Origin of the sequence: Caldicellulosiruptor diazotrophicus (assembly GCF_017347585.1) — a bacterium.
GTDB lineage: Bacteria > Bacillota > Thermoanaerobacteria > Caldicellulosiruptorales > Caldicellulosiruptoraceae > Caldicellulosiruptor > Caldicellulosiruptor diazotrophicus.
The window spans coordinates 1,388,409-1,408,407 of sequence record NZ_AP024480.1; the positions used below are offsets into that span (position 1 = coordinate 1,388,409).

General features: G+C 34.1%; 23 protein-coding genes. 1 reads left to right on the forward strand and 22 read right to left on the reverse strand.

From position 1 onward, the window contains the following. Positions 1 to 2: 2 nt before the first annotated feature. The 21 genes from smc to CaldiYA01_RS06790 all read right to left on the reverse strand — a co-directional run bounded on the left by smc (position 3) and on the right by CaldiYA01_RS06790 (position 19,091). Positions 3 to 3,536 (reverse strand): chromosome segregation protein SMC, encoded by a 3,534-nt coding sequence (gene smc / locus CaldiYA01_RS06695; protein WP_207178114.1) that lies wholly within the window; start codon positions 3,534 to 3,536, stop codon positions 3 to 5. A 184-nt stretch (positions 3,537 to 3,720) separates the two neighbouring features. After that, the gene (locus tag CaldiYA01_RS06700; RefSeq protein ID WP_207178115.1) at positions 3,721 to 4,416 is read right to left on the reverse strand and encodes a hypothetical protein; all 696 of its coding nucleotides are present in this window, start codon (positions 4,414 to 4,416) and stop codon (positions 3,721 to 3,723) included. Positions 4,417 to 4,436: 20 nt separating this feature from the next. Next, complete coding sequence (locus tag CaldiYA01_RS06705) at positions 4,437 to 4,847, reverse strand: amidase domain-containing protein (protein ID WP_238480485.1); 411 nt, start codon at positions 4,845 to 4,847, stop codon at positions 4,437 to 4,439. Beyond that, complete coding sequence (locus CaldiYA01_RS12295) at positions 4,822 to 5,040, reverse strand: amidase domain-containing protein (RefSeq protein ID WP_238480486.1); 219 nt, start codon at positions 5,038 to 5,040, stop codon at positions 4,822 to 4,824. The genes CaldiYA01_RS06705 and CaldiYA01_RS12295 overlap by 26 nt, the downstream gene beginning before the upstream one ends. Positions 5,041 to 5,512: 472 nt before the next feature. Next, the gene (locus tag CaldiYA01_RS06710) at positions 5,513 to 5,773 is read right to left on the reverse strand and encodes a stage V sporulation protein S (protein WP_207178116.1); all 261 of its coding nucleotides are present in this window, start codon (positions 5,771 to 5,773) and stop codon (positions 5,513 to 5,515) included. 106 nt (positions 5,774 to 5,879) lie between these two features. Beyond that, positions 5,880 to 6,722: a phosphate ABC transporter permease PstA gene (gene pstA, locus CaldiYA01_RS06715; protein WP_207178117.1), complete on the reverse strand. Its 843-nt coding sequence runs from the start codon at positions 6,720 to 6,722 to the stop codon at positions 5,880 to 5,882. After that, positions 6,719 to 7,573: a phosphate ABC transporter permease subunit PstC gene (gene pstC / locus CaldiYA01_RS06720; protein ID WP_207178118.1), complete on the reverse strand. Its 855-nt coding sequence runs from the start codon at positions 7,571 to 7,573 to the stop codon at positions 6,719 to 6,721. The genes pstA and pstC overlap by 4 nt, the downstream gene beginning before the upstream one ends. A gap of 31 nt (positions 7,574 to 7,604) precedes the next feature. Beyond that, the gene (locus CaldiYA01_RS06725) at positions 7,605 to 8,423 is read right to left on the reverse strand and encodes a phosphate ABC transporter substrate-binding protein (RefSeq protein WP_207178119.1); all 819 of its coding nucleotides are present in this window, start codon (positions 8,421 to 8,423) and stop codon (positions 7,605 to 7,607) included. A 123-nt stretch (positions 8,424 to 8,546) separates the two neighbouring features. Further along, positions 8,547 to 9,572 (reverse strand): elongator complex protein 3, encoded by a 1,026-nt coding sequence (locus tag CaldiYA01_RS06730; RefSeq protein WP_207178120.1) that lies wholly within the window; start codon positions 9,570 to 9,572, stop codon positions 8,547 to 8,549. Continuing rightward, on the reverse strand, positions 9,569 to 10,237 hold the full coding sequence (gene rnc, locus CaldiYA01_RS06735) for a ribonuclease III (protein ID WP_207178121.1): 669 nt from the start codon (positions 10,235 to 10,237) through the stop codon (positions 9,569 to 9,571). The genes CaldiYA01_RS06730 and rnc overlap by 4 nt, the downstream gene beginning before the upstream one ends. A gap of 93 nt (positions 10,238 to 10,330) precedes the next feature. Continuing rightward, positions 10,331 to 11,569: a beta-ketoacyl-ACP synthase II gene (gene fabF / locus CaldiYA01_RS06740; protein ID WP_207178122.1), complete on the reverse strand. Its 1,239-nt coding sequence runs from the start codon at positions 11,567 to 11,569 to the stop codon at positions 10,331 to 10,333. A 79-nt stretch (positions 11,570 to 11,648) separates the two neighbouring features. Beyond that, on the reverse strand, positions 11,649 to 11,885 hold the full coding sequence (locus CaldiYA01_RS06745) for an acyl carrier protein (protein ID WP_013290663.1): 237 nt from the start codon (positions 11,883 to 11,885) through the stop codon (positions 11,649 to 11,651). A gap of 56 nt (positions 11,886 to 11,941) precedes the next feature. Next, a complete protein-coding gene (fabG, locus tag CaldiYA01_RS06750) occupies positions 11,942 to 12,688 on the reverse strand; it encodes a 3-oxoacyl-[acyl-carrier-protein] reductase (RefSeq protein WP_207178124.1) in 747 nt (248 codons plus the stop codon). Between the two features lie 41 nt (positions 12,689 to 12,729). Further along, positions 12,730 to 13,641, reverse strand: a complete 912-nt coding sequence (fabD, locus tag CaldiYA01_RS06755) for an ACP S-malonyltransferase (protein WP_207178125.1) — start codon at positions 13,639 to 13,641, stop codon at positions 12,730 to 12,732. Positions 13,642 to 13,659: 18 nt separating this feature from the next. Further along, the gene (locus CaldiYA01_RS06760; RefSeq protein ID WP_207178127.1) at positions 13,660 to 14,646 is read right to left on the reverse strand and encodes a beta-ketoacyl-ACP synthase III; all 987 of its coding nucleotides are present in this window, start codon (positions 14,644 to 14,646) and stop codon (positions 13,660 to 13,662) included. A gap of 3 nt (positions 14,647 to 14,649) precedes the next feature. Then, complete coding sequence (gene plsX, locus CaldiYA01_RS06765) at positions 14,650 to 15,654, reverse strand: phosphate acyltransferase PlsX (protein ID WP_207178129.1); 1,005 nt, start codon at positions 15,652 to 15,654, stop codon at positions 14,650 to 14,652. Between the two features lie 14 nt (positions 15,655 to 15,668). Further along, on the reverse strand, positions 15,669 to 16,244 hold the full coding sequence (fapR, locus tag CaldiYA01_RS06770; RefSeq protein ID WP_207182760.1) for a transcription factor FapR: 576 nt from the start codon (positions 16,242 to 16,244) through the stop codon (positions 15,669 to 15,671). Positions 16,245 to 16,373: 129 nt separating this feature from the next. Then, the gene (galU, locus tag CaldiYA01_RS06775) at positions 16,374 to 17,282 is read right to left on the reverse strand and encodes a UTP--glucose-1-phosphate uridylyltransferase GalU (RefSeq protein ID WP_207178131.1); all 909 of its coding nucleotides are present in this window, start codon (positions 17,280 to 17,282) and stop codon (positions 16,374 to 16,376) included. Between the two features lie 112 nt (positions 17,283 to 17,394). Continuing rightward, complete coding sequence (locus CaldiYA01_RS06780; RefSeq protein WP_207178133.1) at positions 17,395 to 17,694, reverse strand: DUF1292 domain-containing protein; 300 nt, start codon at positions 17,692 to 17,694, stop codon at positions 17,395 to 17,397. 83 nt (positions 17,695 to 17,777) lie between these two features. Next, on the reverse strand, positions 17,778 to 18,095 hold the full coding sequence (locus CaldiYA01_RS06785) for a hypothetical protein (protein ID WP_207178135.1): 318 nt from the start codon (positions 18,093 to 18,095) through the stop codon (positions 17,778 to 17,780). A 78-nt stretch (positions 18,096 to 18,173) separates the two neighbouring features. Then, positions 18,174 to 19,091 (reverse strand): NAD-dependent epimerase/dehydratase family protein, encoded by a 918-nt coding sequence (locus CaldiYA01_RS06790; protein ID WP_207178137.1) that lies wholly within the window; start codon positions 19,089 to 19,091, stop codon positions 18,174 to 18,176. A gap of 127 nt (positions 19,092 to 19,218) precedes the next feature. Here CaldiYA01_RS06790 and CaldiYA01_RS06795 point away from each other — a divergent pair, with 127 nt between their 5' ends. After that, the gene (locus CaldiYA01_RS06795; RefSeq protein WP_207178139.1) at positions 19,219 to 19,809 is read left to right on the forward strand and encodes a hypothetical protein; all 591 of its coding nucleotides are present in this window, start codon (positions 19,219 to 19,221) and stop codon (positions 19,807 to 19,809) included. Here CaldiYA01_RS06795 and CaldiYA01_RS06800 read toward each other — a convergent pair. After that, positions 19,753 to 19,935, reverse strand: coding sequence for a pro-sigmaK processing inhibitor BofA family protein (locus CaldiYA01_RS06800; RefSeq protein WP_207178140.1), 183 nt, complete (start codon positions 19,933 to 19,935; stop codon positions 19,753 to 19,755). The two genes, CaldiYA01_RS06795 and CaldiYA01_RS06800, sit on opposite strands and share 57 nt — an antisense overlap. Between the last annotated feature and the right edge of the window lie 64 nt (positions 19,936 to 19,999).

Consider the following 19,999-nt stretch of genomic DNA (forward strand, 5'->3'; position numbering starts at 1 on the left):
TATCATCCTTTCTGTATTTTTTCGATGTTTAGCGATAAAACTTTTGAAACGCCATGTTCTTCCATTGTAACACCATATAGAACGTCGGCAATCTCCATTGTGGGTTTCCTATGGGTAACGATAATGATTTGGCTCTGATGATTTAAATTTTTTATATACTGGGCAAACCTTTGAACATTTGCCTCATCCAAGCTGGAATCTATCTCGTCTAATATGCACAAAAGAGAACCTTTAAATGTTAAGAACGCGAACAAAAGTGCAATTGCTACTAAAGCCTTTTCGCCACCCGAAAGAAGATTTATATTTTGCAGCTTTTTGCCTGGAGGCTTAACATCAATATCTACACCAAGCTCTCCATCCTGACCTATAAGCTTCAAATCACAACTCCCTCCGCCAAAAAGCTCAAAGAATATATCTGAAAACAAACTCTTTATTTTTTCAAAGTTTTCTAAAAATATTTCTTTCATATTTTTATCAAGATGACTAATAAGTCTTTTTAATTCATCTGTTGTCTTTTGCAAATCTTCAATCTGTTTCTGTAAAAATTGTATTCTTTCCTGTAGCCTCTTCTCCTGTTCGATTGAATATAACTTTACTTCCCCCAGTTCAGAAAGCGCTGCTGTGCACCTTTCAAGATCATCTTCTTTTTCTTTTGCCCAAAAAACTTCTTTATTTGAAGTATTGATTTCTTCATTAAATTTTTCAAAATATTTTTCTTTTATATTCTTCATATAGTTTTCAAGAGCATGTTTTTCAAGAGCAATTTGCCCAAGTTTTTTTTCTATTTCTTGAATTTTACTTGAAACTTCACTTAACCTTTTTTGCTCAGAATTATATAGCTCAGAAAGTTCAGAGTGTTCTTTCTCAAGCTGTTGCAAATTATTTTTAAACTCTTCTGCTTTCTGTTTTTTCTCATCTATCTCTTTAGAAGTTTGAAGAATTTGCCCCTCAAGCTCTCTTATATTCTCTTCACATTTTACCTTTTCTTTGAACCTGTACATTTTCTGATTCTCTATCTCAGCAATGTTATAACTTTTACTTTCAAGCTTGTGTTTTAATATAGAAAGTTCTGCTTCAATTTTATTCTTTTCTTCTATTACATTTGTGAACTTGCTATCTAAAAGATTATAATCTTCTTTTAGTTTACCCAAAGCAGTCTTGAGATTTGAAATCTCTTTCTCTAATTCCCCCTTTGTTTTTTTAAAATAATCTAAGTTTTCATGTGAAGACTTTATGTCGCATTCAAGTGTTATTAGTTGCTGATCTATCAAATTCTTTTCGTTTTCTAAAGCATCTTTGTTTTGTGCAAGCTGTTTTACTTTGTAATCATACATCTCAATTTCTCTTTCAAGCTCACTTATTTTCGACAATAAATTATTTAAGTTTTCTTCCGCTTCTTGCTTTGCTGTTTTCAGATCATACAATACTTTACTATTTTCTATAATCAATTTATCCTTTTCTTCAAGTTTAGATGAAAGGTTTTTAACATCAAGTTCCAGTTCTTCTTTCTCCACTTTTCTTTCCAGAAGAGAAAAATCAGCTTTCTTTTCACCACCAACAAAAATCCCACCGGGAGAAATTAATTCTCCCGAAAGTGTAACACACCTTGCCTTATATCCTACCTTTCTTTGATATTCTATAGCTCTGTCGATAGTATCAAAAACTAAAGTCCGACCAAGCAAAAATTCTACTACCTTTCTCAATTCATTATTTATATCAACAAACTCATCTGCAAATCCTAAAAAACCATCTGCGTTAATATCTTCTTTTTGACTTAAAACCGAAATGGTATCAACAGGAATAATTGTGACCTTGCCAAGTTTCTCATTCTTTGCTATTTCTATTATCCTTTTTGCATCATCTTCACTTTTCACAACAAGGTGTTGCAAAGAACTGCTCAGTGCCGTTTCAATAGCTTTTAGATACTCTCTTTTGACAGATACCAAACTTCCCACCGTTCCATACAGGCAAATGGGAAGATTTTTAACTCGTTTGAAAATTTCCTTGATTGTTTTGCTATATCCTTCATAGCTTTCCTCCATCATTTTTAAAATATTTAATTTTTCCTGCTTTTTAATCAGCTGTTTTGAAAGATCTTCTACTAAATTTCTTATGTTGGCAAGATAACCCTCTTTTTCTGATACCTGCTGGTTTAAATCTTCAAGTAAAATAACAAGTTTTTTCTTTTCATTATCTAATTCTCTAAGTTTTGATTTTTTTGTATCTTGTGCAACGGTCAATTTTTCAAGTTCATTTAAAATAGCATTTGTCTGCTCAATTATTTTCTCTTTTCTATTTTCTAAAGTACCTGACAAATGCAAAATTCCATTTAATTTTTGGTTAAACTTTTCTATCTGGGATATGCATTCAATTAACTCTGCTTCTTTCTTTTGGATTTCTGCTTCTACTTTTGTAATGCTCTCTTTTGAAGCTGTAATCTGTTTTTGTAACTTCGCATGTTCCTCTAAAATGCTTCTATGCTCTTCTTCTTTTTTAGAAAGACTCTTTTGTAATTCTTCTATGCTCTTTTTTAAATCCTCTTTTTGCTCCTCAAGCTGTAAAATTTGCCTTGACAAATCGTCAGTATGTTGCTGCTTGCTTTCAAGCTGCTTTTTCAAAAACTTTAATCGAGTAATAGCCTCTGTAAGTTCACTTTTTATATCATCATAAGATAGTCTTATTTTCTCCACCTGCTGGGTCAGCAGGGCCATTTGCAATTTGTTCTGATTTATACTTTCTTCAAGTTCTCTTCTCAAGGGTATTAGCTTTTCAAGTTCCTCATTTAATTGCTTCTCTTTTATGAGAAAATCATGATATTTTCTGCCAGTCAAATTATACTCATAAACATACTTTTCTTTTTTCAATCTCTGGAGTTTTTGATTTATTTGCAGATATGTTTTTGCTTTTTCTACATCAGGCTTAATTTCCTCAAGTTGTGTTCTCAGTTCAAACATTATATCCTGAAGTCTTTGAATGTTCTCCTCTGTTGCTTTAAGCTTTCTCTCTGTTTCTTCTTTTCTGTACTTATACTTTGTAATCCCACACGCTTCTTCAAAAATCCTATACCTTTCTACAGGCTTTGCATTTATTATTTCATCAACTCTACCTTGGGATATAATAGAATATCCATCTTTCCCAAGACCAGAGTCAAGAAAAATCTCATATACATCTTTCAATCTACAAGGAATTTTGTTTATAAAAAACTCACTCTCACCACTTCTAAAGAGCCTTCTTGTTATCACCACTTCTTGATAATCGATGGGAAGAATCCCGCTTGAGTTGTCAAAACATATAGAAACCTCAGCAAAACCTTGAGATCTTCTCTTCTCTGTGCCGGCAAAAATAAGGTCTTCTTGTTTTGCTGCACGCAAAATTTTTAAGCTCTGTTCGCCCAAGGCCCACCTTATTGCATCTGTAATATTGCTCTTTCCACATCCATTAGGTCCAACAATAGCTGTAATTCCTTTTTGAAATTCAATCCTTGTCTTTTCACAAAAAGATTTAAAACCATAGATTTCAAGCCATTTTATGTACATTTCAGATCTTCCCCCATAAAGATTAAAACAACAATTATTTTAGCAAAAATATTGGGACAATTCTATATTACTATTGCAACTGGCTCAGAATGATTATTTAAAAATACAAATTAAAAAGAGACTGTCCATTTTTATTGAACAGCCCCTCATAATTTTTGGATTAAATATTACATTCTTGCAACTTTTATGGCTCATACCCGGGAAGATAATTAAAGTCTTCCGAAATTATTTTCCACTCTCCGTTTTCTTTTTCTAAACTATATTGGTAGCGCATACCATATTTTATTTTGTACTCACGTATTTTCATAGGTAGTTTTTCAGTTTTCTCGACAAATCTTTTCTGTTCTTCAGGTGACATTTTATAACCTTTTGCATTGGTTATTTCATTCAATTCAGAAGTTGGTATTTTATCAGTATCCAAGGCAAGACCAATTGATTTGCTTTCACCAAATACATCCACAGTAGCTGTTGCTTTGTCTCCATCGATTTTTATTTCTAAAAATTTTATATCAGTCATTTTATCTTCAACAAATCTAAGATCGCTATACGCTGAACCAACAACAGCATTCTTGTAAACTTCCAGTCTATTATTAAGCCAACCAGCTTTGTTACTAAAATACTTTTTACATGCTTGTTCAACCTCATTCAGTTTCTTATTTATAATTTCTTGAGGAATTTTAATGTCCGGTGCTTTTGCATATTCAGCAGGAAAGATACTTGCCTGGTCGTATATCTTTAAAGCACCTATTATTGTCTCCTTTATTTGTTTTTCATTATTTAATTGTTGATTACTTTTTACACTAATACCAATTATTATTGTACTGCTTACAACTAAAATTAAAGAAATAATTAAAACTATACTTTTCTTCTTTCTTTTCATTTTTTAACACCTCTCTATTTTTATTTTGGGCGAATTGCAACTATTGTTGTTGTAGTACGTTTTTGGTTATACGGACTTAAATGCCAAATTGCATGAAATCTATCATAAGTGTGTTGATCTTGAACATTGCCAGTTCTCCCATAAGTAGAATCGTACCCTAAACCTACAGAAACACCAGCATGATCAAATCTTCCATCTGAATTCCAATCATAAAATAGAATATCACCAGGTTGAAGTACATCATTATAATCGTTAAAGCCTATTTGCCCCTCATATTTCCATCTACCTAAAATCGTTCCCCTGGCTGAGTTTGATAGATATCTGTACAAATCATCAGCTACACTCCAAGCTGTTCCCCAATTCCACCACCAAAGAACTTTCTCGCAATACCAACCATTTTGTTTATCAAATGGCCAAAGTTCCTCCCTCATGCATTGCTTGAGATGGAAAATTTGTGCAATCTGCGTCAAAATTAGGGTAGTTTGAATTTCTGCTTAGTGCCCAAATATTTGCATATGAAGCAGCCCCAAAGCTATTGTAAGCTGCTTCAACTTTTACGCAATTGAAACAGTTTATCAGAACAAAACAGATAAGCATTAAAGATAGCGCAATGTTTCTTTTCATAGTCTATCCCCTCCATCCACACAAAATACCATGTTTGATTTTAGGCTCTTAAGTATTGCATTTTCAATTTGCTAATGTTATACTCTTATGTTTCTTAATAATTTCAGCAGAAATATAAATAGTTATACAAAACGGAAATATATTATTTTAGTATACTAAAGTTTTAATGGAATAATATCACCTCTTTGGTAATTTATTTGTCTTTAAAATAAAAAAAAAGAAAAAAATCAATGTGTACTTTTCACAAAATTCAAAGTTATATTTTATTATCTTTTACCATTTCCGCAACTGGCTTTCAAGTGATATGTAAATACTCTAAATTTAACAACAGAATAAAGGTATTAAAGTAAAAAACACAATGGGTTTAAAAATAAGGTGATATTCAAAACACCATCCCAATTTTCTACAACAAGTAAACAAAAAAGCAGGTAGTTTTTTCCACCTGCCCTAACTTGTGAAACATTGATTTTCTTTACCTTGCTTGAACAATAAATTTTATTGCAGTTCTCTCTTCGCCGTCAATATCAATTTCAGAAAATGCTGGAATAACAATTAAATCAATACCATTTGGTGCCACTTTTCCTCTTGCAATCGCAATAGCTTTAACAGCTTGGTTTACAGCACCTGCTCCAACTGCTTGAAGTTCAGCCACTCTTTTTTCCTTTATAACTGCAGTCAGAGCCCCTGCCACTTTCTGTGGTTTTGAATTTGCAGCAACTTTTAGAATTTCCATCCTCACGTTATACCTCCTGAATAAATTGTCATGACTTTGTTTAATTATAACGCTAAATGTTCTACTATATATAATTCTACAATCATTTTAAAATTCCTTCTTTTATTCATCCTCTGCCCAAAATTCTGTTATACCTTCGAATTATAATGTTAGCAAATGTATTTATAATAAATACAATTACAATAAGCAATGTCGCAGTAGCATATGAATTTAATTTTGAAAGCCCTTCGGAAGAAAGAATATAAAGATGAACAGACATGGTTCGCGTTGGACTGAATATGCTTGTGGGGAAATTTAGCGAACTCCCAGCTGTTAAAAGCACTGCTGCAGTCTCACCTATTGCTCTACCAACTCCCAAAATAACTCCTGTCAATATACCGGGCATTGCAGGAGGAATTACAACCTTAGCTATTGTCTGCCACTTTGTTGCACCAAGTGCAAGACTCCCTTCTCTAAATGATATCGGAACAGTTTTTATAGCCTCTTCTGACGTTCGTATAATGGTAGGCAGAATCATTATCGAAAGCGTAAGTGCACCTGATAAAATGGACCATCTAAACCCAAGTGCAATTACAAAAAATGCAAATCCAAAAAGCCCATAAATTATAGAAGGTATTCCAGCTAATGTTTCTGTCCCGAATCTTATAAGTTCAACAACTTTTCCTTTTTTTGCATATTCAGTTAAATAAATTGCTGCTAATATCCCTACAGGTGAAGCAATTATGACTGCAAGTAAGGTTACATACAAAGTTCCTACAATAACAGGAAATATTCCTCCGCTTTTGCCCATTTCTTCAGGATATTGGAGAATAAAACTTAAGCTTATACCTTTAAGTCCGTTAGAAATGATATGAAATACTATAACAACTAATATTATCATAGTTATTAACGTAAAAAGTCCTATTACGGAAAATACAATACCCTGTATAACTTTATTTCTTCTTATCATTTCCCTTCACCAACTCTTCTTGCAATTACATTTGCAATGGTGTTTAAAATCATAATAATTACAAAAAGAACAATACCTGTTGCAAAAAGCGCCTGAGCATGTTTACCAGATGCATAACCCATCTCTATTGCTATATTCCCTGTTAAGGTTCTTACCTGATCCAAAATACTATTTGGTATTTTAGGGCTGTTCCCTGCTACCATAATAACAGCCATAGTCTCGCCAATTGCCCTTCCCATGCCAAGAATTATTGAAGCAATAATTCCAGACTTTGCAGCAGGCAAAATAACCCCTTTTATTGTCTGCCAGTGAGTAGCACCAAGTGCTAAAGACCCTTCTTTATACTCTCTTGGAACAGACCTTATTGACACTTCTGAGATGTTAATAATTGTTGGTAAAATCATAATCCCCAAAATAATAGAAGATGCCAAAATGGAAAAGCCAGAACCTCCTAAATATTTTCTTATCAATGGGACCACAACAACAAGACCATAAAAGCCGTAAATCACAGAAGGAATTCCTGCTAATAGCTCAATAAATGGTCTTATAAGCCTTGATACCTTTTCATTTACAAGTTCACCCAAAAATATTGCCGTTGCAATTCCAATTGGCACACCTATAATAATTGACCCCAAAGTAACATAAATCGAACCCAAAATCATAGGAAAAATTCCAAATTTGCCACTCAAAGGTGCCCATTTTTTACCTAAGATAAAATTCCAAAGTCCATATTCTTTTATGATCATAAAACCTTCTTTGAAAATAAAAACTGTTATAAGCAAAACAGAAATTACTGAAATTGCTGCAGCTACAAACAGAATAATCTCTATAGCACTTTTTCTTTTAGGCATAATAAATCCTACACCCCATTACAGTAAAATATTATCTTACTTTGATATAATGATACTTTTCTACAATAGTCTGCCCTTCATTACTCAATGCAAAATCAATAAATTCTTTTACAAGTCCCTGGGGTTCATCCTTTGTCAAAAATAAAAATGGCCTTTGAAGCTTATACTTGCCACTTTTTACATTATCCTCTGTAGCTTCCACTCCCTCTATTTTTACAGCTTTTACGCTTGAATCCAACACACCCATTGAGATATATCCTATTGCATTAGGATCTTGCGAAACAGATTGTTTTACTGCACCTGTCGATGGCTGAACAACTGCAGAATCAGAAATTGAACTACCACCCATCACAAGTTCTTCAAATGCACCACGTGTTCCAGACCCCTCTTCTCGTGTTACAACAACAATTTGTGCATCTTTGCCACCAATATCCTTCCAATTTTTTATTTTACCTGTATATATGTCTTTTATCTGTTTTATTGTAAGATTTTCGATAGGATTTGTAGGATGCACAACAACTGCAATACCATCTATTGCTATTTTATATTCATGAAGACCTTTTTCTTCTGGTTTCAACTCTCTTGAAGAGGTACCAATATCAGCAACTCCGTCTCTTGCTGATTTTATCCCAACACCAGAACCCCCGCCTTGGACCTCAATTTTGATATCAGGATGTTTTTCCATAAACGCCTTTGCCAAATCATCTGCCAATGGCTGAACAGAGGTTGAACCTGCAACTGTAATCGAATTTTTAGATTTCTGAGCCTCACTTCCTACGTTTTTGCATCCAAAAAGAAGAATACTCAAAAGAGATAATATAATCACAAGGACAAAAGATTTTTTGAACATCTTTTCACTCCCCACTATAATTTTTACATATTATTTTTACCCTTATGCTTTTTGTATATTACAATTTTACATAACTAATGTTAAATCAAATTAAAATGAATGTTAAATCTATGTTAAATACCTTCAAAGTCTGCTAATATCAATTACAGTCTCCATAGATTCTGTAATTATCTTTATCTTATCAACCTCTTCGTTGCTACATAAAACCTCAATTTCAGCATGAGAAAAGTGCTGCTTAAACCTTCTAATATTACTTTTTTTCTGTCCCACAAATTTCGAGTAGTTCTTAGAATGTACTACAAACAAAACTTTAGAAAATTTTTGCTTTTGTAATTTTTGGGCAACCATACTGAATATTATCTCTGAGTCTACAAGCTCACCAAACGAAGGATGAAAAGGTCCTGCTAAAACTTTTGCATCGTAATTTATCTCTTCTGTTGGCTGAAGCCCAACTCTAATAACATTAATACCATTTTCTATAAATATATACTTTATATGGCTACATCTTTCTACTGCCTCATTTAAAGAAAGAGGCTTATATTCTCCTCTTTGGTACATCTTTGCAAGATAAGTACCTTCTATGACAAGAGTTGGATAAATTCTTGCAATGTCTGGCGAAAAACTGGTCAATATCTTTGCTGTTTCAATGTCCATCTCATATGCTGATTTTGGAAGCCCTACCATAACTTGAACTCCAAGTAAAAACCCAAACCTTTTTATCATTTCCATTGCATTTTTGCTATGCTCAGTTGTGTGTCCTCTTGCACATGCATTTAAAACATGGTCAAACATGCTTTGGATTCCAAGTTCTATTGTTTTCACGTTGTAAAGTTTTAATAATCTTAATCTCTCCTCATCAATATAGTCAGGTCTTGTGGAAATACGAATACTTTTTATTCTTTTAAAATTACTAGCAAGTTCAAGCAATTTTTTTTGAAAATCTATATCGATGGCAGTAAAATTGCCACCATAATATGCAAGTTCAACCTCCTCATCCAAATTAATTTTCAATCCTTGTTCAATCTGCCTTTTTATTCTGTCCAAACTTACCTCTTCTTTTTCTCCAGATATTGTTTTTTGATTGCAAAATATACAGTTAAAAGGACAGGCATACTGAGGAATAAATATGGGTAAAATCCTATATTTCATTCCTCTTGTTCCCCCATTTTAAGCAAGAATTTATACGCTGCATCCTGCTGAGCTTCTTTTTTAGAAGAGCCATATCCTTCAGAAACCTTTTTATCATCAACGAAAAGCTCTGACTTAAAATATTTCTTTTCAATTATTTCATAATCTTTGTATGCAATCTCTTTTTGCCCTTCTCTTTGCATAATCTCTTGAAGTTTTGTCTTGTAATCGTAAAAAAGCTTACCTGATATAGCTTTTTGAATGTAAGGTTTAAGCAGATTAACAATAATCTTCTCAAGCTTATCAAATCCAGATTCAATAAAAATTGCTCCAAAAATAGCTTCAACCACATCTGCTAAAATAAATTTGTTCTCATTAAATTTTTCCATTTTTTCACGTTTTCCAAAAATTATATGATTTTTGATACTCAGTTTTTCTGCAACATCTGATAATGTCTGACTGCACACAACTGCAGATCTTATATTGGTAAGTTCACCTTCCGAAAGGTCAGGAAAATTGACAAACAAATATTTGCTCACAACAAGTTCTAAAGCTGCATCACCAAGAAATTCAAGTCTCTCATAGCAGTTTTTGTTACTATGTGTTGCTGATTTATGAGTAAGCGCAAGTTTCAATAGATTTTTATCCTTAAATTTATATCCCAAAGCGTTTTCAATTTCTTCCATTTTAATATCCATGCCTCTCCTTTCTTAAAAAATCTTTATGTCAACAAATACAAAATGCCCCAATTTTTTTATTTAAAATTGGGGCATTATTTTTTATTCTCGGTACTTCTTTAGAACAAGAACAGCATTGTGACCTCCAAAACCGAAAGAGTTTGTCATAGCATATTCTATAGGCCTTTCTTTACCTTGATTAACAGTATAATCCAAATCGCACTCTTCATCTTTGGTTGCATAGTTAATTGTGGGTGGAACATATTGATTATATATTGCCAATGTAGTTATTAACGTTTCCACTGCCCCAGCAGCGCCAAGCCAGTGCCCTGTCATAGACTTTGTGGAGCTTATTGAAAGTTTATATGCATGTTCTCCAAACAACTTCTTAATTGCAAGTGTTTCGTATTTATCATTATAAGGTGTGGAAGTACCATGGGCGTTTATATAATCTATCTTTTCCGGTTCAATTCCCGCATCTTTTATTGCTTTTTGCATTGCAAGCATAGGCCCTTCTCCTTCTGGGTCAGGCGCTGTAATGTGATATGCATCATCTGATGCACCATATCCAACAACCTCAGCATATATTTTAGCTCCTCGCTTTTTCGCATGTTCAAGCTCTTCTAAGATAAGTATCGCTCCACCTTCGCCCATTACAAAACCGTCCCTGTCTTTATCAAATGGTCTGCAAGCTGAATTTGGATCAGGGTTTGTTGACATTGCTTTCATAGCACAAAAACCTGCAAACGAAAGTGGGGTGATTGCCGCCTCAGACCCGCCAGTGACAATCACATCAGCATAGTCTTGCTGAATCATTCTAAATGCCTCTCCAATTGCATGTGCAGAAGATGCACATGCTGTGACAATTGTCTCATTTATACCTTTGAACCCATACGTTATTGCAATATGTCCTGCTGCAATATTTGCTATCATCATTGGAACAAAGAACGGACTTACCCTCGATGGTCCTTTTTCTCTCAAGATATTTGCTTGTTCCTCTAATGTCTCAATTCCCCCAATGCCACTTCCTATTACCACACCAACTTTTGTCTTGTCAATATTTTCTAAATTGAGATTGCTATCTTCAATTGCAAGTTTTGTTGCTGCTAAAGCAAAGTGTGTGAACCTGTCCATTCTTCGTGCTTCTTTTTTGTCTATGTAATTTGTTGGGTCAAAGTTTACAATCTCTGCAGCAACCCTTGTAGGAAAATTTGAAATGTCAAATCTCTCAACAACCTTAATACCATTTTTCCCATTTTTAATAGAATTCCAAAATGTATCTATATCAAATCCTAAAGAGGATATAACTCCCAGTCCAGTTATCACAACTCTTCTTTTCATTCAAGTTTACCTCCTAAACACTTAAAAGTTGAATACTTTACCCCTGCTTTTAAACTTTAAAAGCAGGGGCAAGCATTCTTTATTGATGCTCTTCAATATATTTTACTGCATCTGCTACTGTTCTAATTTTCTCTGCATCCTCATCTGGAATTTCAATACCAAACTCTTCCTCAAGCTCCATGATAAGCTCAACAATGTCCAGCGAATCTGCACCAAGGTCATCTAAAAAGGAAGACTCAGGTGTTATCTTGTCTTCTTCAATATCGAGTTTGTCTGCTATAATCTTTTTTACCTTTTCAAAAATTTCACTGTTCACAAAAAACACCTCCAAAAATTTTGTATTTTTTATAATCGCTCTACTTAAGAATATTATTACATAATCATCCCACCGTCAACAACAATAACTTGCCCAGTAATATAGGATGAAAGGTTTGAGGCAAGAAAAAGTGCTACATTTGCCACCTCATCAGCCTCACCAAAACGACCAAGTGGGATGGAAGAAAGCATACTTTCTTTTATCTTGTCACTTAAAACCTCTGTCATATCAGTTTTGATAAAACCAGGGGCTATTGCGTTTACCCTGATATTTCGGGATGCAAGTTCTTTTGCCAGCGACTTCGTAAGACCTATTATTCCAGCTTTTGACGCTGCATAATTTGCCTGTCCCATATTGCCTGCAATTCCTACAACAGATGATATATTAATTATATTACCAAACCGCTGTTTTACCATAATCTTGGCAGCTGCTCTTGCGCACAAAAACGCTCCTTTTAGGTTTATCGCAATAACTTTGTCAAAATCCTCCTCATTCATTCTAAGAATTAGAGCATCTTTTGTAACCCCTGCGTTGTTAACAAGTATATCGATCTTTCCAAACTCTTTTTCCGCTTGTGAAAACATCTGATTTACCTCATCTGGATTTGAAACATCACATTTTATCATTATCGCTTTTGTTCCTATTTTTTCTATTTCTTCTTTCAAACTTTCTGCTTGGGACTGACTTGACGAGTAGTTAATAATTACATTTGCTCCATTTTGAGCAAATTTTAAGGCAATTGCTTTTCCAATTCCTCTTGAAGCTCCTGTGATGAGCGCCACTTTATCTTTCAAAAGTTCCATAATTTAAAATCCTCCTATAACAAAATCTTATGAATGGCAAGTTAAAGATTATTCATATCATCAACCTTGTTAATGCTTATAATTTTAACATCCTTTTTTATCTTTTTTACAAGACCACTTAAAGTGGTTCCAGGTCCTATCTCTACAAATGTATCAAACCCATCTTCCAAAAGCCTGTTTACACATCCAAGGAAGTTTACAGTAGTATAAACCTGTCTTTCTAAAAGGTCTACAATATTTTCTTTTTTCATATAATCTGCTGTAACATTTGATACGACTGGGATTTGAGGTTCTTTTATGTCAATTTCTAATAAGTGTCTCTTCAGCTTCTCTCCTGCACCCTTAATAAGACTGCTGTGAAACGGGGCAGAAACGTTAAGTTCCACACATCTTTTTGCTCCCTTTTGCTTTGCAATCTCCATTGCAAAATACACAGCTTGTTTTTCTCCTGAAATCACTGTCTGTTCAGGAGAATTAATGTTTGAAATTTCAACAACTCCCTTCTCGTTTGCTATTCTACAAACTTCTTTCACATCTTCTACTGACAAACCCAAAACAGCCGCCATTGCCCCTATACCTTCAGGCACCTCATTTTGCATATATTCTCCTCTTTTTGAAACAAGCCACACTGCAGTTTTAAAATCAATACAACCAGATACAACAAGCGCAGAGTACTCTCCTAAGCTTTGGCCAAATACAGCATTAGGTTCCAGTCTGTCTTTCACAGCTTCGTATATTGCAACTGAGGTTGTAAGAATTGCAGGCTGAGTAATTCTTGTAAGTTTCAGTTCCTCTTCAGGACCATTGAAAACAATATTTTTCAAATCAAAATCCAAAGCTTCATTTGCTAAATCAAAAATCATTTTAGAAGCATCAAAATTTTGATAAAAATCATAACCCATGCTAACAAATTGCGCCCCTTGACCAGGAAACATAACTGCTAACTTTCCCACTTTTTATATCTCTCCTTTCTATATCCATTTAACAGCACAAGCTGCCCATGTAAGACCTCCACCGAATCCAACAAGTACAATCTTGTCACCTTTTTTTATCTTTCCTTCTTCTATTGCCTCATCAAGTGCAATTGGGATTGATGCAGCAGATGTATTACCATATTTGTGCAGATTAACAAACACCTTTTCCATTGGAATTTTTAGCCTTTTTGCAGCACTTTCGATTATCCTTATATTTGCTTGATGGGGTATGAAAACATCAATATCTGAAGAAGATAGACCAACCTTTTCCAAAACTTTTTCAACTGCGTATGGCATTATTTTAACAGCAAACTTATAAACTTCATTCCCGTCCATATAGATTTTTCTGAAGTTTGGCGTGTCTTTGTATTGAGAATAGCTCAAATCACTGAGCCCAAACGCATGACAGTAAAGTAAAAGCCCGTTTTCCCCATCACTTCCAAGCTCAAACCCTAAAATACCTTCTTCGCTTGAAGCTGTTAAAATAGCAGCACCTGCCCCATCACCAAAAAGCACACATGTGGACCTGTCAGACCAATTAGTTATCTTAGAGAGTGCTTCAGCACCTATAACGAGAGCTGTTTTGCAAAACCCGTTTTGAATAAATTGAGTAGCAATTGCCATACCATAAATAAAACCTGAACATGCTGCGGATATGTCAAAAGCAAACGCATTTTTAAGTTTTAACTCTTTTTGGACAAGGCACGCTGTTGAAGGAAAAAACATCTCAGGAGTTACTGTTGCAACAACTACAAGGTCAACCTCATCTGGTAAAATCCCTGCCTTTTGCATAGCATTTCTTGCCGCTTGGACTGCTAAGTCGGTTGTAGAAAGTTTTCCGTCAACTACCCTTCTTTCTTTTATACCTGTTCGCTGGGTTATCCATTCATCAGATGTCTCAACTATCTTCTCCAAATCATGGTTGGTTAAAATTCTCTCAGGGACAAATCTTCCTGTCGAAAGAATTCTGACATTTTGTTTCATTCTTTAGACCTCGCTTTCGGCTGTGATTTCTTCTTTAAGTAATGCTAATACATTATTCTTATAAAAAGACTTTGCTTGATGTATTCCGCTGAAAATTGCCTGGCTGTCTGATGCACCATGACACTTTACTATTATCCCATCTATCCCCAAAAGAGGAGCTCCTCCTACTTCCTTATAATCGTATTTACCTTTTAATCTTTTGAGGTATGGCTTTAACAAAAGTCCACCAATTTTTGACCTAAAACTTGATTTTGCAATATCTTTTAAGATATCAAAAAACAAAAGTCCCATTCCCTCTGTAAGCTTCAAAACTATATTGCCAACAAATCCATCACACACAACTATATCAGGTGGTGAAAATGGCAAGCTTCTTGCCTCAACATTTCCTACAAAGTTAATATTCTTTGCACTTTTTAAAAGATCATATGACTGTTTTGAAAGGTCATTGCCTTTATTTTCTTCTGTACCTATATTCAAAAGCCCGACTGTCGGGTTTTTCTTGCCAAGTACCTTACTTACATACACTGTTGCCATTTGAGCAAACTGCAAAATATTTATTGGTCTGCAATCTGTGTTTGAACCAACATCAATTAAAAGGTATTGCCCGTCTTTATAAGGAAGCCGGGTTGTCAAGGCAGGCCTATCTATCCCTTTGATTCTTCCAACAATCAAAAGTCCACCTGCCATCAAAGCACCAGTGCTTCCTGCTGATACAAAAGCATCAACCTTGCCTTCTTTCAAGTACTGCAAACCCACTACAATAGAAGAGTCTTTCTTTTGCCTTATTGCTTTTACTGGCTCATCTTCAAATTCTATCTTTTCTTTGCAATCTATTATCTCCACTTTATCCAGAAACTGCACCTTTTGAGCACATTCTTTTTCAATAATGCTTCTGTCGCCAAAAATTACCACTTCGTCATCCTGATTTTGATTTAAATAGAGTGCAACGCCCTCTATAACTGCATGTGGTGCGTTGTCACCACCCATTGCATCAATGCCAATTCTCATGTTTTACTACACTCCTATTTTTCTACTGTCTCTTCATTCAATGCAACAAGTATAAATTTACCCCTAAAAACCTCTTCATTATTTCTCTTGATGAATACCCATACTATATATTTATTATTTCTTTTCTTTTTCAGCTCAGCTCTTGCAACAAGCCTATCATTTGCAAAAACTGGTGTTTTATACTTTATATTTGCCACTCCAATCAATGCTGCTTTTGCATCAATAACAGACATGGCAACCGACTCAGCAAAAGCATAGATGTACTGGCCTTTGACCATATTACTATTGGTAAAGGTCATCCACAGCTCTGGCTCAAATGTTGCAATAGCAAAATTTTCAAGATCTATGTCAATAATCTCACCCACAACATCTCGCGGTGAGATTGTCTTGAGCTTAGATATACTTTCTTTCGCCATTTCCTTTATTCTCTCTCGGACTTCTTTAATATCCAAAATTGCCCTGTCAAGCCTTATTGTCTGGACCGAACATCCAAATTCACTAGCTAATTCCTCATCTGTTATAAAAGGATTTTCTTTTATTCTTTGAAGTAAAAGTCTGTGCCTTTCTTTCCTTGATAGCTTTGCCATAATTTTATCACCATAATTTAATATTTGATATTAATATCAGGTATTAAATTCTTATGCCAATATTATATATAAATATGACTTAATTTTCAATAACAAAAAAGCCACCATCTAGAAGTGGCCAAAAAACTTATCTTAAAGCTTTTCTAACTCATTTAATTTTTCTTTATAATTCTTAGCATTTACAAGAGTAACAAGATAGTTGTAAAAATCTTTACCAATGTCCTCTCTTGAAAGAGCAATCTCGACTGTTGCTTGCAAAAATCCAAGTTTATTGCCCACATCATATCTTTTTCCTTCAAACTCATAAGCATACATAGCTTCTTTTTTTGAAAGCTCTCTTAAGGCATCTGTCAACTGTACTTCTCCACCAACACCTTCTTTTGTGTGTTCCAAGATATTTAATATCTCAGGAGTGATGATATATCTTCCAAGCACAGCAATATTCGAAGGTGCTTCTTCCTTTTTTGGCTTTTCCACAAGGTCTTTTACCTTATAGATTCTATCTTCTATTTGTTTCCCTGCAACAATTCCGTACTTGCTAACATCATCTCTTGGTACCTTTTGCACACCCAAAATGGTTGTCCTGTACTCTTCATACACCTCTATTAGCTGTTTTAAACATGGCTTTTCAGAAATAATAATATCATCCCCTAGCAGGACTGCAAAAGGTTCATTATCAATAAAAAGTCTTGCACAGTATACTGCATCACCAAGTCCTCTCGGCTCTTTTTGTCGTATGTAATGAACATTGTAATCTGCTATCTTTCTTATCAATTGAAGATTATCAAAATCCTTTTTGTTTTCAAGTGCAACTTCAAGCTCAAAAGACTTGTCAAAATGGTCTTCAATTGCTCTTTTGCCACGCCCTGTGACAATTAAAATGCTCTCTATCCCCGATTCTAACGCTTCTTCAACTATGTATTGAATTGTTGGCTTGTCCACAATAGGAAGCATCTCTTTTGGCTGTGCCTTTGTTGCTGGTAAAAACCTTGTTCCAAGTCCCGCTGCAGGAATAATTGCTTTTTTGATAAGTCTTCTCATTAATTTGTCACCTTCTTTTAATAACTTTATTTAATTAATTCCATTATACCACAAATTGAGAGAGAAAAAATAAAGCACGACCTTAAAAATTGGTCGTGCTTTATTTTTACGGTTACTCTTCATCTTCATCATAAATGTCAAAGTCTTCATCATCAAATCTGGACTGGAATATTTCAAATACGTTTTCAAGCTCCTCTTCGTCCTCTACACCCACATATACCTCTTCACCATCTCTGTCTTCGATTCTGAGAATTACAACCTCAGCCTCTTCGTCTTCTTTCTCCATTTCTTCTAAAGGAAGAAGTACTATATAGTCATTACCATTGTAATTGACTTTATCAAGCATCTCAAATGATATTTCTCTTCCTTCCTCATCTACCAATGTTACTACATTGTCTGCAAACATATCCATAATAAATTCACCTCTTTTCTAAATATAGATTATTGTAATACAAAAATTGGCACATGTCAACACTCAAATTCATCTACAATATATTATCCCCACCAGATTTCATCATAACCATCTTCTTGGTCCTTTGGCCCTTCGTAAAAGTCCAAATAACAAATATTGCCTGTAGATTTTTCAACCATCTTTAATCTGAACATAAAATCTGGATGTTCTATCTTATCAACTGCATCATAGTCATAAGCATCCCCCTCAGCAACCTCAAACCCATAGCTGTTAAGGTCGTTAATGACTTCTTTAATCTCATATTCAAAATCAATATCAATCTCAGGGATATTCCCCTCTTTTAAAAGTTTTGCAACCTCATCAATTTCGCCTGTCTGATATCTAAAGCCTCTTTTTATCATATTTTAAACAACCCCTTTTTCATAACATTTATAAATTATTAAACGTTATGATATAATAATACCCTATATAAAAAGTTATTAAACAGATTTAGCCATAAAATATTCAACTGTCTTTTTCAATCCTTCCAAAAGTGAAAATTGTGGCGAAAACTCTAATACATTCTTTAAAAGATGATTTGAAAGACAACTGTGTACAATATCGCCGGGCCGTTTTGACTGATAAACTGGAGCCCTTTTGTATCCTGTCAATCCAGAAATAATCTCAAATAGTTCATTTACCGATACATTTTTACCAGTACTTAAATTAAATGTTCCTGACACAGAACTTTCCAGTGCAATACGGTTTGCTTCTGCAACATCTTCAACATATATAAAGTCTCTTGTCTGATTTCCATCTCCAAATATGATTACCTCTTTGCCACCCAACATACGCTCACAAAAAATCGAGACAACTCCTCCTTCTCCAAACGGATCTTGCCGTGGTCCATAGACATTCGAGTATCTGAATATAACATACTCAAAATGAAATTTGTGGGCAAACATCTTGACGTACTCTTCTGAAGTAAGTTTAGACAAACCATAAAAAGATTCAGGTCTTAATGGATGATTTTCATCAATTGGAATATATTTGGGTTCTCCATAAACCGCTGCAGATGATGCAAAAATAAATTTTTTCACTTTGTATTTTATGCAATAATCAAGAAGATTAACTGTGCCCAAGACATTTATACTGCAATCAAGGTAAGAATCTTCCATAGACTTAGCAACGCTCACCTGAGCCGCCTGATGTACACAATATTCAATTTCATTTTCTTCAAATACTTTTTCTAAATTGTCTCGGATATCAAGTTGATAGAACTTGGCCTTTTGATTTATATTACAAACGTTGCCGGAGAGAAGACTATCAACAACGCATACGTCATACCCTCTTTCAATGAGTTTGTCGACAATATGCGACCCTATAAAACCAGCACCACCTGTCACAAGAACTGCCAAAATGCATTTCCACTCCTTTTGATTTTTTATATAGAAAAAGTATATATCTAATTTATTTCAATTGCAAACTTTGATATAATTAGAGAATGAAATAAACTAAAACCTTAGGAGGTTTTTTAAATACAAAATGAAGACTAAAAAGATATTTCTATACAGCTTTCATATTATAAAAAACCACTTTCTAACAACTGTAATATTTATAGCCTTCATGTACCTATATTTTTCGGTTTTCAGGGGAGTAACTTCACAGCTTATAAGTGGCATATTTATCTGTCTTATCTATTTGTATGGAAATTTTTCGAGTGGCAGGTTTCATGCAAAAAAAAGAGATGCACTGTCTCTTTTAGAAGCTGTTGTAGCTATAGCTATAGCTTCACTTCCCACGATTGTCTTAGCTATACTGGCAACAAATTATGTTTCTCTGAATAATAAGGGTTTTTTAAATACTCACTGGGCAAATGTGACGTTCAGACTTTGGAATTCCCCTTTTATTGGAGTATATTCATATGCAGATGAGATTGCAAAAGCTAAAAATTCAGTCAATGTAATAATAATAACTTACTGGATAACATCTTTATTTTTGCCTGTTTCATCCTGGTTAGGCTATTTAATTGGTGTATTGGAAAAGAAAGAATTTATAAAACTTCCTGAATATACTTTTTTACCTAAAAAGAAGAGCCAAAATAAAAAGGAGAGCAAAACCGGCAAATCCTATTAAAGTTCCAATTGCAAGGTTTATTGTATTAAACCCAATATGAAGACCATATGGTTGGCAAATTAAATTAAAAAGGATGATAAAAGATGCAGTAAGAATAAATCTTACAACTAAATCAAAAAGTTTCATATATAGATTACCTCAGAGTTTACTTTTCTAATATATAAATTTATGTGAAACCAAAAATAAAAAG